This window comes from Amycolatopsis sp. lyj-108, assembly GCF_046549005.1.
Lineage (GTDB): Bacteria > Actinomycetota > Actinomycetes > Mycobacteriales > Pseudonocardiaceae > Amycolatopsis.
In genome coordinates this window covers 245,354-261,800 of record NZ_JAJPWQ010000004.1, presented here as the reverse complement: position 1 = coordinate 261,800, position 16,447 = coordinate 245,354, and the positions used below count along the sequence as shown (strand labels likewise).

General features: G+C 69.9%; 12 protein-coding genes. 6 read left to right on the top strand and 6 right to left on the bottom strand.

The window, feature by feature from the left end:
* Window positions 1-135: 135 nt before the first annotated feature.
* Window positions 136-708 (top strand): TetR/AcrR family transcriptional regulator, encoded by a 573-nt coding sequence (locus tag ACLJO0_RS17230; protein ID WP_410579520.1) that lies wholly within the window; start codon window positions 136-138, stop codon window positions 706-708.
* Here ACLJO0_RS17230 and ACLJO0_RS17225 read toward each other — a convergent pair.
* Window positions 699-1,457: an SGNH/GDSL hydrolase family protein gene (locus tag ACLJO0_RS17225; RefSeq protein WP_410579519.1), complete on the bottom strand. Its 759-nt coding sequence runs from the start codon at window positions 1,455-1,457 to the stop codon at window positions 699-701. The two genes, ACLJO0_RS17230 and ACLJO0_RS17225, sit on opposite strands and share 10 nt — an antisense overlap.
* Window positions 1,458-1,585: 128 nt before the next feature.
* Here ACLJO0_RS17225 and ACLJO0_RS17220 point away from each other — a divergent pair, with 128 nt between their 5' ends.
* The 3 genes from ACLJO0_RS17220 (at window position 1,586) to ACLJO0_RS17210 (ending at window position 3,987) form a co-directional block, all read left to right on the top strand.
* The gene (locus ACLJO0_RS17220) at window positions 1,586-2,104 is read left to right on the top strand and encodes a PadR family transcriptional regulator (RefSeq protein WP_410579518.1); all 519 of its coding nucleotides are present in this window, start codon (window positions 1,586-1,588) and stop codon (window positions 2,102-2,104) included.
* Window positions 2,101-2,871, top strand: a complete 771-nt coding sequence (locus ACLJO0_RS17215) for an alpha/beta fold hydrolase (RefSeq protein WP_410579517.1) — start codon at window positions 2,101-2,103, stop codon at window positions 2,869-2,871. Before ACLJO0_RS17220 ends, ACLJO0_RS17215 begins: the two co-directional genes overlap by 4 nt.
* An 81-nt stretch (window positions 2,872-2,952) precedes the next feature.
* A complete protein-coding gene (locus ACLJO0_RS17210) occupies window positions 2,953-3,987 on the top strand; it encodes a helix-turn-helix domain-containing protein (protein ID WP_125795940.1) in 1,035 nt (344 codons plus the stop codon).
* On the opposite strand, the gene ACLJO0_RS17205 is transcribed toward ACLJO0_RS17210, so the two are convergent.
* The 5 genes from ACLJO0_RS17205 to ACLJO0_RS17185 form a co-directional block, all read right to left on the bottom strand.
* Entirely contained in the window at window positions 3,950-7,906 is a 3,957-nt protein-coding gene (locus tag ACLJO0_RS17205; protein ID WP_410579516.1) for a S8 family peptidase, read from the bottom strand. The genes ACLJO0_RS17210 and ACLJO0_RS17205 overlap by 38 nt on opposite strands.
* Before the next feature lie 298 nt (window positions 7,907-8,204).
* Window positions 8,205-8,834: a lamin tail domain-containing protein gene (locus tag ACLJO0_RS17200; RefSeq protein ID WP_125787779.1), complete on the bottom strand. Its 630-nt coding sequence runs from the start codon at window positions 8,832-8,834 to the stop codon at window positions 8,205-8,207.
* A gap of 132 nt (window positions 8,835-8,966) precedes the next feature.
* Window positions 8,967-9,224: a helix-turn-helix domain-containing protein gene (locus tag ACLJO0_RS17195; protein ID WP_410579515.1), complete on the bottom strand. Its 258-nt coding sequence runs from the start codon at window positions 9,222-9,224 to the stop codon at window positions 8,967-8,969.
* A gap of 18 nt (window positions 9,225-9,242) precedes the next feature.
* A complete protein-coding gene (locus ACLJO0_RS17190) occupies window positions 9,243-9,743 on the bottom strand; it encodes a lamin tail domain-containing protein (protein ID WP_410579514.1) in 501 nt (166 codons plus the stop codon).
* A 112-nt stretch (window positions 9,744-9,855) separates the two neighbouring features.
* Window positions 9,856-10,560, bottom strand: coding sequence for a response regulator (locus tag ACLJO0_RS17185; RefSeq protein ID WP_410579513.1), 705 nt, complete (start codon window positions 10,558-10,560; stop codon window positions 9,856-9,858).
* 697 nt (window positions 10,561-11,257) lie between these two features.
* Here ACLJO0_RS17185 and ACLJO0_RS17180 point away from each other — a divergent pair.
* Together ACLJO0_RS17180 and ACLJO0_RS17175 are read left to right on the top strand one after the other, a co-directional pair.
* Window positions 11,258-11,986 carry a hypothetical protein gene (locus ACLJO0_RS17180; protein WP_410579512.1) on the top strand — a complete coding sequence of 243 codons (729 nt, stop codon included), beginning with the start codon at window positions 11,258-11,260 and terminating at the stop codon, window positions 11,984-11,986.
* Between the two features lie 79 nt (window positions 11,987-12,065).
* Window positions 12,066-16,412, top strand: coding sequence for an HAD-IC family P-type ATPase (locus ACLJO0_RS17175; protein ID WP_410579511.1), 4,347 nt, complete (start codon window positions 12,066-12,068; stop codon window positions 16,410-16,412).
* Window positions 16,413-16,447 lie beyond the last annotated feature (35 nt).

Here is a 16,447-nt window from a genome sequence, read left to right as displayed (position 1 = left end):
TTGATCAAGGTCTGGATCGGGTCGACCTCGCGACGATGGAGGAATCGGGACACTCAACGTCCCGATTCCTCCATCGTCGATTGCGAGACCCGAGTCGCCGGACAGGCTATCGACAGCGGGTCTAGGATCCCCGCTGTGACGGACGAGAAACCGCTCCGAGCCGATGCCCGCCGTAACCGCACACGGGTGTTGGAGGCTGCGGAGCGCGTCTTCACGGCCAAAGGCACCAGTGCGCCGACAGAGGAAGTCGCCCGCGAAGCAGGCGTCGGAGTCGGCACCGTGTTTCGGCACTTTCCGACGAAAGAGGCGCTTCTGGAGGCGGTGCTTTTCGCACGCCTTCACTGCTTCGCCGACGAAGCGGAGGCCACGGTGGCCGCCGACTCACCCGAACCGGGCGCTGCGTTCTTCGGGTTCCTGACCGGCTGGATCGAGATGTCGGGTGCCAAGAACGCCTACTTCGAAGCCCTGTCGGCGGCCGGAGTCAGCGTTCCGTCGGCAGGGTCGGTCATCGGTGTCCGCCTGAAGGACGCGCTCGGCGTACTGCTCAGCCGGGCGCAGGACACCGGCGACGTCCGCAAGGATCTCGGCGTCGACGAACTGATCCCGGTGATCATCGGAACGGCGAAGGCGGCGGAGCATGCCGGACCCGAGTTCCGGACCCGGACGATCTGCATCCTCTTCGACGGGCTACGGCCGCGTCAGGCGTAAGGGTCCATCGCCGGTCGCTTCGGCGCGAGCTCGTCGCCCGAGGATTCGCCACGCAGCCTGCGCTTGATCCACGGGACAGCGTGCTCCTTTCCCCACTGGAGGTTCTCGGTGCGCCGCGCCTGCGGGCTCAGCAGCGGGCGCGGTCCGAGTTCGGCGGCGGCCAGCTTGTGCGGTTCGCCGAGCGCGTCGAGGACTGCGATGGCGATCTCGTTGTGCCCCAACGAGTTCAGATGCAGGCGGTCCGGTGCCCACAGTCGCCGGTCCCGCAGTTGCCGCATCGCCCACATGTCCACCAGTAGCGCCCCGTGCCGCGCGGCGATACCGCGGACGTGCTCGTTGTAGATCGCGACGCGGCCGCGGATCCTGCGGAACAACGCGTCTTCGACCCCGTCGACACCGGTGAAGAGGACGACCCGCGCACCCGTGGCCACGACCTTGCCGACAGCGATGTCGTAGTCGTCGATGAGGGCGTCGATGTCGACCTTCGGCCGCATCAGGTCGTTGCCGCCGGCGTACAGCGTCACGACGTCCGGGTTCAGCGCGAGCGCCGGGTCGAGCTGTTCGGCGAGGACCTGCCCGAGGAGTTTGCCGCGGATCGCGAGGTTGGCGTAGCGGAAGTCCTGGTGGTTGGCCGCGAGCGTGGCGGCGACGCGGTCTGCCCAGCCGCGGACGCCGTTGGGCGACGACGGGTCCTCGTCGCCGACACCCTCGGTGAAGGAGTCCCCGAGACAAACTAAGCGGTTGGTCATCGCGCGGGACACGAGGCGGTCTCCTCGAATGGTGATGGCATACCCGGATGTTACCCAGACGGGCGCGCTGGGCCGGGCGCACCCTGCACTAGTTGACAAGTCTCATAGGTGAGCTGTCTACTAGTGGCATGGTTCTCTCCCGCCTCATCCTGGGGTTACTCGCCCTCGCGCCCATGACCGGCTACGACCTCAAACGCCATTTCGACTCGACGGTCGGGCACTTCTGGGCGGCGGACAAGGCGCAGATCTATCGCACCCTCGCCCAACTCGTCACCGACGGGCTCGCCGATGTCGAGAAGGTGGCCGGTTCCGGAGCGCCGGACCGGCAGGAACATCACATCACCGCCGCAGGGCGGACGGCTCTCGCCGACTGGCTGGCGAGTGAGCCCGAGCGGCACGTCGAGCGCGACCCGTTCCTCGCGCGGGTGTTCTTCGGCGCGGACCTCGGCGACGACGCATTCCGCGCGCTCTTGGCGGGGCATCGCGAGGCGACCCGAGCCAGGCTGGAGCGGTTCGAACGGACGCGGGCCGAGTCGTCGGCGTCCGACCGCGCGGCCCGGCTGCGACTGTCCACGTTGGACAACGGGATCGCGCATCTGCGCGTCGAACTGGCCTGGCTCGACGCTGTCGAGGAGGAGCTCGCGTGAGCGCGTTCCCCGAAGTGCACTTCGCCGGGACGGACGCGACAAAGCGGCCTTTGGTGCTGTTGCACGGCGGCAACGCCGCGAACTGGATGTGGGAGCCGCAGCTGTCCGCGTTCGATGACCGCACCGTGCTCACGCCGGATCTGCCTGGCTTCGGCGAGCGGGTCGGCGAGGACTGGCCGGGACTGGACGCGGTGGCGGACGACGTCGTCGCGAGGGTGTCCGGTCACGGGGTAGCCGGTCCCTTCGATCTCGTCGGGCTTTCCCTCGGAGCCCTCACGGCGTTGCGTGTGCTGGCGCGGCATCCGGACCGGGTGGGTTCGGCGTTCCTGACCAGCGCGCCGCTCGTGCCCGCCGGTTTCGGGTTGCGCCTGTACTGCAAGATGCAGCTGGCCTTGCTGCGGACCCGTTGGTTCTGGCGTGCTCAAGCCGCGGTCTTCGGACTCCCAAAAGATTCACGCGCGCGGTATGTCGAGCACGGTCTTTCGGTGAGCCGGGAGACCGAGTCCGCGATGGTCGCCGAAGTGTGCGCGGGTGGGATGCCCGCGGAAGTAAGCCGCTATCGGGGGCCCTTGCTCGCGATCGCGGGGGAGAAGGATTCCGCGGCGGTGCGGCGATCCCTGTCGGACATCGCGCGAGTCGCGCCACAGACATGTTCCCGGGTGGCGCCGGGGATGCACCACATCTGGAATGTGGAGGACACGGAACTGTTCAACGGTGTTCTGCGCACGTGGCTCGAGGGAGCCGTCGATCCGCGTCTCGAGGGCTGATCGCCGGGACCAGCGCGGTCCCTTTTGCCTGCCGAAGCCCAGCGGTATGGTCAGGCGAAAGCGACCTCGGCGGGAGCTAATTTGCTGGACATCATCGGTCTGAGTGAAATCGACGTCGAGGTCTACGACGCGTTCGCCGGAACCGGTTCGATGACCGTCGCCGAAATCCGGCGGCGAACCGGGTTGCCCGAGCAGCGGCTGCTCCCGATTCTGCGCTCACTGACCGAAAAAGGGTTGCTCACCGGGCTGCCCGGCCCGGTGAAGGCGTATTCGGCGGTGCGACCGGAGATCGCGCTGGAGGCGATGCTCCGGCAGAAGGAGCGGGAACTCGCGAGTGCGCGGCTGGTCGCGGACCGGTTGCGCGAGCGGTACCGGGCGACGGCCGGCGAACGGCCGGTCGACCTCATCGAGGTGGTCCACGGGAACGCGCTCATCGCCGACCGGGCCGATCAGCTGCTGCGCTCGGCTGAGCAGGAGGTCGCTTTCGTCAACAAGCCGCCTTACGCGCAACCGCCGAGTGTGCTGCATCCCGCCGAACGTGACCTTCTCAACCGGGGTGTGCGGTTCCGTGGGGTCTACGAGCGCAGTGCGCTGGAACTGCACGATCTGTCGTCCGACATCGAGGCGGGTCTCGCCCTCGGCGAAGAGGCCCGCGTGGTCACCGCCGCCCCGCTGAAGATGATCGTGGTCGACCGGCGACTCGGACTGGTGCCGCTGCGTTCCGATCTCCCCGAGGTCGGCACGGCACTGGTGATCCACCCGTGCGCGCTGCTCGACGCGCTCAGCGCGGTCTTCGCTTTCCTATGGCAGACCGGGCTTCCGCTGCACATGCCCGGTTCCGTCGAGCAGGCGGACGTCGCGCCGTCCGACGACGCCCGCCTGCTCGCGCTGCTCACCACCGGCCTGCCCGACCGGAGCATCGCCAAGCAGCTCGGCATGAGCTACCGGACATTCCAGCGACGCCTCCGCGACCTCATGACCGCACTCGGCGCGACCACCCGCTTCCAAGCCGGGCTTCAGGTCGCCACCCGGGGCTGGGTCACCTTGCCGGTGACCCGGCCCACGCGTGCGGACGACGTCACCGAAGGCGCGGGTTCGCCTTCGCCACGTCCGTGAGCGCGTAGGCCCGCTGGACCGTCTGCGTCACGGTGTTGCCGGACCCGTCTCGTGCGTCCGAGCGCAGCCAGACGAACCCGTCGGTCGCCGCGAGCCGCGGATGGGACACCGTCACCGACCACAGCCCGTTCCCGTTCGGCCGGACGCTCGCCGCCGTCCAGGTGCGCCCGCCGTCCGTCGACGCCGAGACCCGCAGCTGCGTCACCGGCCCGCCGCCACGCGCGCCGCTGTGCGACCCGGCGAGCACGTCGAAGGTGAACGGGCGCCCTGCCGGTGCACGGCCGCCGAGATCCAGCGGCAGCCGGTGGTCCAGCTGGATGAGCGGCTGGAAGGAACACGCGCTGCCCGATTCGTAACAGGTGAACCCGAGTGGTGACGCGGCCTCGGACCGCGCCGAGGCGAACGTCCACGACGTGTCGGTCCGCGGGGCGTTCTGGAACAGCACTCCGCTCGGGGCACCGACCTGCGCCTGGCCGGGCATCACGTCGGTCACGTCCAGCCGGTACGTGGCGGGAGACGGCGCGAGCCGGAACACCGGGAGAAGGGCGAGTGGATCGTCCACATTGGATCGCGGGATCTCTTTCCCGTCCTTGGACAACCGCACCGTGGTCGCCGCGAAGTACCGCGCGTTCTCGTACGGATTCGTGTAGTGCCCGCCCGAACCCGCACCGGTTGCGCCGTCCATCCACTGCGCCCCGGGGACGAAGAGGTCGGGATCCGTGCCGCCGCGGCACATCGAGCACAGCACCGCCCAGCCACGGGCCGTCGCCGGGTAGCGAGCCGGATGGTCGGACGGTAGTTCGACCGACCCGCCGCGCAGCGGTGCGCGGAACCAGCTCTCGTCCGGCCTCGACCGCTCGCCCGCGCGGTAGATGTTCTGCGCGTTCATGGACAGCGCGGCGCGACGGCCCGCGGTGTCGGTGCCGGACAGGGTGACCACCCGTTTCCAGACCAGCCGATCGTCCGCCGGGCCGGTGTACTCGGTCCACGCGCCCGGCGCCGGGATCTTCGTGCCCTGCACCACTTGCGTCTTCCACAGCCCGGTGGGGAAGGCGTACCAGTTCTTCTGCGCGCTCAGCCCCGGTTTTTCGGCTTGGTAGGCGGTTTTCGTGGCGACCAAGGACTTCTGATCGACACGCCGGACGAGCTCCTTCGGCACACCGTTGGCGTCGAGGTGGCTGAGGTTGTACATCGCGTCCGGAGCCGCGCGCACCAGCAACCGCACCGAAACCGCGCCGGCGGTCCGCAGCGCCTCGCCTTCGTCCCAGCCGAGGGACAAGGTCGGCACCACCGAACTGCTGAGCCCCGGAACACTCAACGAACCCGGCGAACCGGCGTAAGGGATCATGGCGGCCCCACCCGCGGCGGCCACCGCGCGTGCCGCGTTCGCGATGCCGGTGGAGACGTCGCCCACCGGGTTCGGCGACCCGGCTTGGACCGGGATCCGCACGAGGACGGCCTTCCCCCGCACGTCGAGACCGGCGAGATCACCCGCACCGCCGAACACGACCGGCAGCGTTCGGTCACCGGGTGACTTCGCCGTGAGCGTCGGCACGTCGTACGCGGGATTCAGCACGGGCGAGCCGCCGCCGACGACCCGCATTTCGACCGCGGTCTGGGACAGCGTCGCGCTGTCCTGCAACGAAATCGCGCCTGCCGAGGTGGCCGCGGCAGGGGTCACGCGGACGTCCCAACCCGCGCCGACGGTCAGCCCGGCTTCGCCGACGTAGCCGTTCACGCCCGCTCCGCCGGGGATCACGCGCCGCAGCATCACCGTGCGGTCCCGCAGGTCGGTGGGTGTGGGGGTGACCAGCCCCGCCGGGACGGCGCTCGCCGCGTTCAGCGTGATCTCGGCCGGGGCCAGGACGGAGACCTGCGTCGCGCTCATCGCCGACCAGCGACGGACCGCCAGCCCGCGCTCCATCACCCAGCCGAGCGCCGAATAGCGTCCGGCGGGCACGAGCACCCGGCCGACCCCGTCGACCAGGCCGACCTGCTGGCTGACCTGGTCGAGGAAGGGGTCATTGCGGTTACCCGCACCGGCCGCGTCGTCGATCAGCTGGGCCGACGCGAGCTGAGCCGGGCCACCCGCCGAATCCCGTACCCGGATCGTCACCGGGAACAGCTCGGCCGCGTTGTAGGTGCTCACGGACGTCCGCACGGTGGTGGCCCCGTCCGCGGTCGTGGCCACCACGGCGCCGCCGTAGACGCCGGCCACCCCCTGGCTCGGGTCCACGGCGAGGTCGACGGTGGTGGTGGACTTCGGCGGGACGGACAGGTTCGGTTTCGCCAGGCGCATCCCGGTTCCGGGCTGCGTGCCGCTGTCCCATGGGTGCACGGTCAGTTTCAGGTTCAGTGCCAGCGGCTGGTCCCCGGCGTTGGTGTAGGACAGCTGCCGTACGACCTGAGCCGTGCCGGTGATCTTCCGCTCGTTACGGCCGAAGCTCGCGACGGCGGTTCCGGTCGCCTTCTGCGAGACCGCACGTGCGACGTCGAGGAGACCGGATCCCTGCTCGTACCAGCGAAGGCCGACGTCCTTGGCGGTGGTGACGAGCGTGTTCTTCAGTTCCCGCCAGGTGAGCCCTGGTTGCTGCTGCAGCAGGATCGCCGCGGCACCCGCGACGTGCGGCGTCGCCATCGAAGTGCCCGACGACGCGGTGTAGGAGTCGTCCACCGGCTCACCCATCGCCGTGCCCGCGGCCCGGGCGGCGACGATCCCGACGCCCGGTGCGGTGATCTCCGGCTTGACGGCGGCGTCCCGCAGCCGCGGCCCGCGGCTGCTGAACCACGCGATCGAGTTGTCCCTGTCGACCGCCCCGACCGTGAGCGCGGACGTCGCGGCCCCCGGTGTGGTGACGGTCCGGTCGCCAGGCCCGGAGTTCCCGGCCGCGACCACGAACAGCGTGCCGGACTTCGCCGACAGCGTGTCGACCTGCTCGCTCAACGGGTCGGCCCCGTCGCTGACGCCGGCACCGAGGCTGAGGTTCACGATCTTCGCGCCCTGCGCGACGGCCCAGTCGATCCCGGCCATGACCTGTGCGGTGTCACCCTCGCCCGAGGCGTCGAAAACCTTGGCCACCACCAGCTTCGCGTCCGGCGCCACGCCCTTGTACCGGCCGCCCGACGCCGCGCCGGTGCCGGCGATGATCGACGCGCAGTGGGTGCCATGGCCATGGCGGTCCACGGCGTCACCTTCTCCGCTGAAATCCGCCGAGGCGATCGTCTTGCCCGCCAGGTCTGGATGGTTCTCGTCGATCCCGGTGTCCACCACCGCGACCGTGGTCCCCTTCCCGGTCCACCCACCGCTCCAGGCCGACGGCGCACCGACCTGCCCGGTGCTCTTGTCCAGCGCCACCCGGACCTTCCTGTCGAGGCGAACCTGCGAAATCCCTTGGTTCAGCACGGGTTTTCCGCCTGGATCGAACGCGACGAGCGAGCGCCAGAATTCGGCCGTCCCCGCTTTCTTGACCTGCACTCCCACCGCGTTGGCCGTGACGAGCGGGGTGCGTCGCTGGGTCTGTGGAAGAGCTTTCGCCTTCGCGTCCAGCGACTGCGCGGGCAGACCCGATCGGTCGCCGTAGCGCACGATGACGGGGATCGTGGCGCTCGCCGCGTCGTCACGCCGGTCGCCGACGAGCGCGGTCACGTTGAACAGGTCCCGGCTCAGCAATCCCTTACCGACGAACGGAAGCGTGTCCGACGGATACACCATCAGACCTTCGGCCGTGCTCGTGATCTGGAACGCCGGGGCCGGCCGGTCCGGCCGCACCGCCGGTTCGACCTGTGCGCTGCCGTGTCCGGCACCGTCCCGCTCGTAGGTCACCACGTCGCCGGTGAGCAACGTGACGCGATGGACGTCCGGCCGCCCGGCGACGGGAGCGGGTCCGGACAGGGCGGCGGTCGCGGCGGTCGCGGTCACCGGTAGTGGGGAAAGAGCGACCAGAGCGGAGGCCGCCAAAATCGCCGATGGGTGCCGTGGGCGTCTCGTCACGTGAGGGGAACGGGGAAGCATCGAGCCTCACTCTCCTCGGATATCACGAAGCGGCCGTGGTCACGGCCGCCGCGAAAAGGGATTTCCCAGAGGATGAGGCAGGAGTTCTCAGATGAACACAACTCTCGGTGGCGGTATGTCGCCGTTGGCGAGATACCGCCATGGAAGGGGCCCGGACCGCCGACGGCGGCCCGGGCCCGGGCGAAACGGGTCGGTACTACAAGCCTTACAGACCCGGGGAGCGCAGCTGCAGCGAGAAGTCCTGCCGGTTGTTGTCGGTGTCGGTGCTCAGGATGTTGCGGGTGTTCGCCGCGTTGAGCGAATCGGTGACGGTGCTCTCCGGAGTCGCGGCCTGGCCTTCACGTGCGGCCATGACCGCGTTGCTGAAGGCGACACCGTCGATCTTCGCGCCGGCCAGGTTCTGGACCGAGACGCCACCGAGGGTCGGGATGCCCTCGGTGCCGGTCAACGTGAACGGAATGACGTACGTCTGGTCGCCGATGGTGCCGGAGAAGTTCTGTCCGACCAGCACGGCGTACTGGCCGGGGTTGCCCTTCGGCTGCAGGATCGTGCCCGCCGGCAGGACGATCGTGTCGACCACGACGTTCGACGGCGAGTAGATGCGGATCACGTGGCCACTCACGTCCTGCGGCTGGTTCGAGACGTTGCGCAGCTCGACGTACTCGTCGAGCAGACCGTTCACGCCGCGCGTCGAAACCTCGTTGACGACCACCGTGGACGAGACGAGCGGCGCGGCCTCGGTTCCCTCACTCTCGCCTGCCGCGTTCGCGACACCGCCGGCCATACCCATCGCCAGCATCGCGAATACCGCCGAAGCACCCAGAATTCGTCGCATGAGAAATTCCTTTCAACTGGATTTCGGGGAATCTGTTCGCCTGACCGGAACGATTTCGTCCGGCGGCGACCAGATAAGTATCCGAGAACGGGTGCGTCTTCGGAAAGGGGCCAGTTTTCCGGTACTTTCCCGTCAGCCGATAATTTTCCGCCGCTGTCTTCTGGCGACCGCGGCGGCGAGTTCCAGCTCCCGGCTGGGCGTGCCCAATACGTCGCTGAGCCGCTCTCGCCAATACGGGCCGGGGATGCGTTTCCCTCGCTCCCAGCGGGAGATCTCCTCTCGCGTCACGCTTTCGTTGCCGGAGCGGATATGCAACTTCGCGACCAGGTCGCACTGTGACCAGCCTTTCGCGATTCGTTGTTCGGCGAGTAGTTCGCACAGGGGGGTCACGACCGAACCTTTCTGATCTCAGGGGAGTGGCCGTACGCAGCCGAAGTCGGCCTTGTTGTCGTCGGTGTCGCGGCTGACGGCGTCCCTTGCCTGAGCGGAACCGGGACAGGCGACGGCGGCCTGGTTCTCGCGGCACGGCGACGACGGCGCCCATCCGACGCTGTCGACCCGGGCTCCGCGCCGGTCCAGCAGCATCTCGCCGTCCCCGACGATCGCCTCGACGACCATCCGCTGCACGGTCCCGCTGAAACCCTGTCCGGTGATGAGGAAATGGTCACCGGCGGGGATCTCGCTCCCAGCGGGCATGGTGGCCAGCTCGACGGGCACGGCTCCGCCTGTGCACGCCTGAACGGACCAGCCGCCGATGTCGAGCGTGACGGTGCCGGTGTTGTGCAGGGCGATGTAGCCCGCCGGGCCGCCGAGCACCTCATGGATCTTGACCGACGAGGCCCGGACGGTATCCGGGGCGAGGGTTCCGGCGAGCGTGAGGAGCACGAACGGGAAGCCTGGCTTCGTCATGACTGCAACGCTAGAAAAACGATCTCGGCGGCGCAGGAGACGGTGGGTACCGAACCTGCTCCGGTCGCGGTACTTCCGGTACGCCGCCCACCCGGCCGGCCTAGGGCATGGCCTAGCCGCGGTACCCGGCCAGCCGGTCCGCGGCGTGCGATCCGCCTTGGTGCGGAGTGGTCTCCAGCCGTGGCAGCGGGGTGCCGCCCGGCCGGAATCGCAGTGCCCGGAACAGGTCGCGCCTGCTGCCGAAGCCCAGCTTCTGCAGGATCCTGCTGACGTAGTTCTTCACCGTCTGCGTCGCGAGGTGCAGTTCTTCGGCGATCTCGTCGTTCGACCACCGGTAGAGAATCAGCGCGAGGATGTCCTCCTCCCGCCTGGTCATCAGGCTCGCGTACCGCACGGCTTCGGTGACCGGCCGCGGGGTTCCACCGGCCTGCACACACACCCGCTGCCCGGCGAGGGTGGAGCGTACCGCCGACATCACCTGGCCGCCGCTGGCCGACTTGTGCACGAAGCTGTCCGCACCCGCGTTCAGCGCCATGGCGATGGCCGAAGGCGAGGCGTCACCGGCGAAGACCAGGACGGCCGCGCGCTCGAAGTGTTCCTTGACGAACCGGCAGATCGCGGTCCCGACGGGCTCGCCCCAGATCGACAGCTCCGTGATGACCATGTCGGGGTGGCTCTTTTCGCACTGCGACAAGGCTTCCGGCTCGCTCGCGGCTTCGGTCACCGCTCCCACCCCTGCCGAATCCCGCAACAGCCTGCTGAGCGCGTATCTGATGAGGGGCTGATCGTCTACTACGAGCGTGGTGACGCGGTTCATGGTTCCCCTTGGGGTATTGACGGACGCCCGGGGTGGCCCCGGGCCGTGCGGTCGGTCCGGGCCGGGTCGTCCCGGCGGCGCCCGCATGCGCCAAGAACACGTTCGGCCGCTCGGGCGATCCGTCGAACCGACCGCCGCGGCGACGTCGGTAGTCATTTTTCGCCGAATCCTCTTTCGTCGCGGTCCGGCATGGATCTTCCCGCTTCTCCACGCGGGTGAGGACCAGCAATCGGGTGACAAGAGGGAAAGTCGTCGCATGAGATGGCCGGATTTGGGCCGGACGGCGGATCGGGGATACAAATTCCCCACGCGTCGCACGGGACACGTCAAAGGCCGGATCCTGTTGTGCCGCCGAGGTCCCTTGGGGAAGGATGATCCGACGGATTCGTCTTCATCCGGTTCTCGCCCGTCCATCGTATTGGTTCGGTGCGTTTCGTTGAAAGACTTCGTCGGAGAATCGTATTTCCCGGATCCCGGTGATGCGCGTATTCACCGCGTAGGCCTTGTCGCCGAGGACGTATGTATTCGAGACGTGTCCCAGTGGCAGGGTCGAGCCGCTTGACCGTGCCCCTGGGGCACGGTGTCCACTGCGGGGGATGTCTTGGAGCACACGGGAGCCGGCGGAACCGGCAGGCACGACGTTGAAGACCGTCCGCTACTACCACCGGATCGGGTTGCTCGACGACCGTCGCAGCTGGTGGACCTGCCACCGGGCTACGACGGGAACGTCGAGGGCATGCCGGAGGAGGAGCGATCGCTGATGATGGTCAAGAAGCTCAAACGACGGTGGCAGCTCTCCAGGGTCAGGTCCGGGGACGGATCCGCGCTGGCCGAGTACCGCCGGTGGCAGCTCTTCTCCCGTTCGCTGTTCTACCTCGATCACGAAGCACACGTCTACGCGGTCGACGTCCGGTATCTCGCCGACGCCAAAACCCGGAAGCAGCACGAAGACGCGGACGGGAAAAGCCCCGCGGCGCTGTATCGGGACGGCGTCCAGCTCTTCCGGTCCAACCTGCCCGCGGCGTTCCCCGTGCCGGGCGGCGTCATCGAAGTCGCCACCAGCGCGGTCGGGCTGAAGCGCATGCACTTCGTCCCCGAGCACGGCGACGAGCGAGCACTGCGGCCTCACCCTCGTTCGCAGGAAGGACTGCGGGCGAGGTTCGGGCGGCGGTTCCCCCGGACCAGTGCCGCGATCGGCGCGGTCTCGCTCGTGATCCTGCTGATCGCGCTCGTTTTCGGCCTGCTCCAGGGCGCGGAGGCCGTCACCAAGATCCCCGTCGTCGCCGAACACGTCGGGACTTTCACTTCGCCGCTGGTGCTGCCGAAATGGGCGAAAATCGCGCTCACGGTGGCGGGATTCCTCTCCGCCCTCGAACGCGCGCTGAGGCTCCGGTACAACCGGTTGATCGACTCCGTCACCTCTTGAGGTGGTGAGGGGGTTCGACGTTCCGGCGCGCGGGTACTCGGGGAGATCCACAAGATCCCGAGCGCGAGGAGGATGCCGCATGCGGCGGACGGACCTGGAGACCGTGGACGTGCTGGGTGTCGCGTTCCCCAAACCGTCGCGGACGCTGGGGCGGGTCGCCCGGGGGCTGGCCGGGCTGGCGCTTCTTCCGCTGGAGGGGATCCCGGGACGCGGTCCGCGGCGGGCGGTCTGGTCGCGTCCCGGCAGGCTCTACATCGAGACGCACGGCGTGAAGGGACCGGACGGCGCCCGCGTCGCCCGGCGGGTGGAACGGGCCTTGGCGGAGATCCCCGGCGTGCGCTGGGCGCAGGTGAACGCGCCGACGTCCCGGGTGGTCGTCGCGATCGGAGAGCCGGGACCCCGGCGCCTGGAGCTGATCCGCGCGGTCGAACGAGCCGAGGCGGAGCCTGCTTCCGAGGCCGAGCGGGTCGAAGAGGACGAACTGCACCATCCGGCGGACGGCACCACGGCGACCCGGCTGCCGTCCACCCTCGCCGCGGACGCCGCGGGACTGATGCTGTCGGTGGCTTCGAAGATCATGCCGTGGGCTCCGTTGCCGACGGAGGTCGCGGCGCTGGCGTCACTCGTCGACCTGCACCCGCGGTTGCGTGCCTTGGCGGACCGGAAGCTGCGCGGACGGGAGCGGGCGGATTCGGCCACGTCCATCGGTGCGGCGCTGGTCCACGGTCTCGCTGCCCGCAGCGAGGGAACGGTGCTGGACATCATGGTCCGCGGCACCCAATGGCGGGAGGCCAAGGCACACCAGCGGGCCTGGTGCGAGGCCGAGTCCAAGCTGGTCGGGCAGCGCGAGCACGCCGGTGCCGAATCGGTGGTGAGCGAACGGCCGTGGCCGCTACCGGAAAGCGCCGCCGATCGGCACGCGCGCCGGTCCATCGCCGCCGGGGCCACGGCCGCCGCGGCGGCCCTGCCGTTCGTCGGGCCGAGGCGCGCCGCCGCGGTCGGGATCTCCGCGTTGCCCAAGGCCCCATCCAACGGCGCGGCCGCCTTTGCCGCCCAGCTGGGCCAGGTTCTCGCCAGGCGCGGCGCGCTGGTGATGGACCGGTCCGTGCTGCGTGGGCTCGACCTCATCGACACGATCGTCATCGACACCACGGCGCTCGGCGCGGGGGCGAACGTACTCAGCGATCTGGTCCCGTTGCCCGGTGGCGACCCGGTGGACCTGACGGCCGCCGCCTTCGCCCTGTTCGACCCGGAGAAACCCGAGGTGGTCCGGCGGGACGGCGAATGGACGCTCGGCCCGGTCGAAGACCTGGACGGTGGCGAGGGATTCCCCGAACGACAGCGGATGCTGGACCAGGGCGCGCATCGGGTGCTGGGCCTGGTCCGTGACGGGCAGCCTGCCGGGCTGCTTGCCGTCGCGCAGGAGGTCTCACCCGACGTGGACGCGTTGGCTTCCGCGGCCGGGGCCGCTGGGCTGCGGGTGGTCCAGACCGACGATGGTGTCGCGCTCGACGCAGTTCGCGAACTCCAGGCGTGCGGCCGTGTGGTCATGCTGGTCTCCGACGATCGCCGGGCGCTGGGGGCGTCCGACTGCGGAGTCGGCGTGCACGAGGACGGGAACCCGCCGCCGTGGGGCGCACACGTCCTGATCGGCCGCGACGTCGGCACGGCCCTCCTGCTCGTCGAGGCGATCACCGCCGCCAAGGCGGTCGTCCGCGACTCGACGATGCTCGCGACCGCGGCCGGCGGAATCGGGGGTGTGACCGCGCTCGGTGCCCGGCGGAGGCCCGCCGCGAGCGGCCTTCGCGCGGTGAACGCCGGGGCGCTCATGGCTTTCGGCGACGGGATCTGGCGTGCTCGGACTCTCACCGGCGAGTGGAAGGAGCCTTCCTCAGGCCGCGTCGCGCCGCCGTGGCATTTGATGCCGGCGGACCTCGTGCTCGACCGGCTCGGCTCGGGCCCGCGTGGTCTGGAAGAGCGCGAGGCCCGGCGGCGGGCGCCCGCCGGTCGTGCGGGCGGCGAAGGCAACGCCGGCACGAGCATCGCGAAGGCGTTCATGGCCGAGCTCGCCAACCCGCTGACCCCGGTACTGGCCGGTGGCGCGGCGGTTTCGGCCGCGGTGGGCTCTCCGGTCGACGCCGCGCTGGTCGCCGGGATCGTCGGGGTGTCCGCGTTGATCGGCAGCGTGCAGCAGGTGCACACCGATCGCGCGCTGGCCGGGCTCTTCGAACGGTCCGCGACGGTGACCACCGTCGTACGCGACGGTGCCGAGCGGCAGATCGTCGCCGACGCGCTGGTGCGGGGTGACGTCGTGTCGCTGCGATCCGGCGACGTCGTGCCCGCGGACTGCCGGGTGCTCGAAACGACCGGCGCGGAACTCGACGAGTCTTCGCTGACGGGGGAGTCGCTGCCGGTGGCGAAGACTCCGGCGCCGGTCGTGGCCGCCGAACTCGCCGAGCGGGCATCGATGCTGTACGAAGGCACCACGGTCGCCGCCGGCAAGGTGTCCGCCGTCGTCGTGGCGACCGGCGACGAAACCGAGGTCGGACGGGGGATGGCCGCCGCACGAGGCACCGCCCCCGAAACCGGTGTCGAAGCACGGCTCGCGTCGCTCACCAAACAGGCCCTGCCCGTCGCGGTCGGCTCGGCGGCCGCCGTCGCGGGCGCCGGACTCGTCCGTGGCGTACCGCTGCGGCAAAGTGTCGGGGCGGCGGTGAACCTCGCGGTCGCGTCGGTGCCGGAAGGCCTGCCGTTCCTGGTGAACGCGGCACAACTGGCGGCCGCCCGCCGACTCGCCGAACACGGCGCACTCGTCCGCAATCCGCGCACCATCGAAGCGCTCGGACGGGTCGACGTCCTCTGTTTCGACAAGACCGGCACCCTCACCGAAGGCAAGCTCAGCGTCAGCCGGATCGACGACGGCAGGACCACCGCGGCGGTGCGGCGACTGCGGAAGAGTCACCAGGCGGTGCTGGCCGCGGCCGTCCGCGCGACGCCTCGGGCGGAGAACCCGGAGGATCTGCCGCACCATACGGATCAAGCCGTGCTCGAAGGCGGCATCACCGCGGGCGTGGACGCCGGTGGCTGGGAGAAGTCGGGCGCCGTCCCGTTCGAGCCGTCACGGGGATTCCACGCGACGAACGGGAAAATCGGCAAGCGGTACCTCATGTGCGTCAAGGGTGCACCGGAGACAGTCCTTCCCCGGTGCACCCGGCACGGCGATCGGCCGATGGGGTCCGGCGTCCGGAGCAGGCTGGAGAAGCGGGTGGGACGCCTGGCCGCCGCCGGGCACCGCGTCCTCGCCGTCGCCGAGAAGGCCGTGTCCACAAAGGACCTTTCCGAGGACGACGTCGACGAACTCCGGCTTCTCGGCTTCATCGCCTTGGCGGATCCGGTGCGTGACAGTGCCGCACCGGCGGCGGAACGGTTGCGCGAGGCCGGAGTGCGCACGGTGATGATCACCGGCGATCATCCGGCCACCGGCGAGGCCGTCTCCGAGGAGATCACCGGCCGCAACGGCGACACGAAGGTGCTCACCGGCGCGAGGATCGAGGAACTCGCCGACGAGGAGCTCGATCGGGAACTCGCCGACGTCGACGTGATCGCCCGGTGCAGCCCGGCGCAGAAGGTCCGGATCATCCAGGCATATCAGCGAGGCGGCCGGGTCGTCGCGATGACCGGCGACGGCGCGAACGACGCGCCCGCCATCCGGCTCGCCGACGTCGGGATCGCGCTCGGACAACGGGGCACGGCCGCGGCGAGGGCGGCCGCGGACCTCGTGGTGACCGACGACCGGCTGGAGACGATCGTCGCCGCGTTGGTGGAAGGCCGGGCGATGTGGGCGTCGGTCCGCGAGGCACTCGGCATCCTGCTCGGCGGCAACCTGGGGGAGATCGCCTTCACCGTGCTCGGCTCGATCGTCACCGGACGCTCGCCGCTCACCGCTCGCCAGTTACTGCTGATGAACCTGCTCACCGACCTGGCGCCCGCGCTGGCGATCGCGTTGAGCAGGCCGGACGGCGAGACCGTGCCGGAACTGCTGCGCGAGGGGCCCAGCGCGTCACTCGGGAACGCTCTCCGGCGCGATATCACCACACGCGCGGTGACCACGACACTCGGGGCATCCGTCGCGTGGACCCTCGCGAGGGTGACCGGCAGGCAACGGCGGGCGAGCACGATCGCGCTCGTCTCCCTGATCGGCACCCAGCTCGGGCAGACGCTGGCCGTCGGCGGCCGGGACGGCACCGTCCTCGCCGCGGGGCTTGGCTCCGCCGTACTGCTGGCGATCCTGGTCCAGACCCCCGGGGTCAGCCAGTTCTTCGGCTGCACGCCGCTCGGGCCGGTCGGCTGGGGGATCGCACTCGGCAGCGCCGGAGCGGCGAGCGTCGGCGGCCTGCTGCTCGGGCAGCGAGGCGTCGAAACGTAGCGAGATTGGCCTCTGCGGGCTTTCGAAGATCGTCT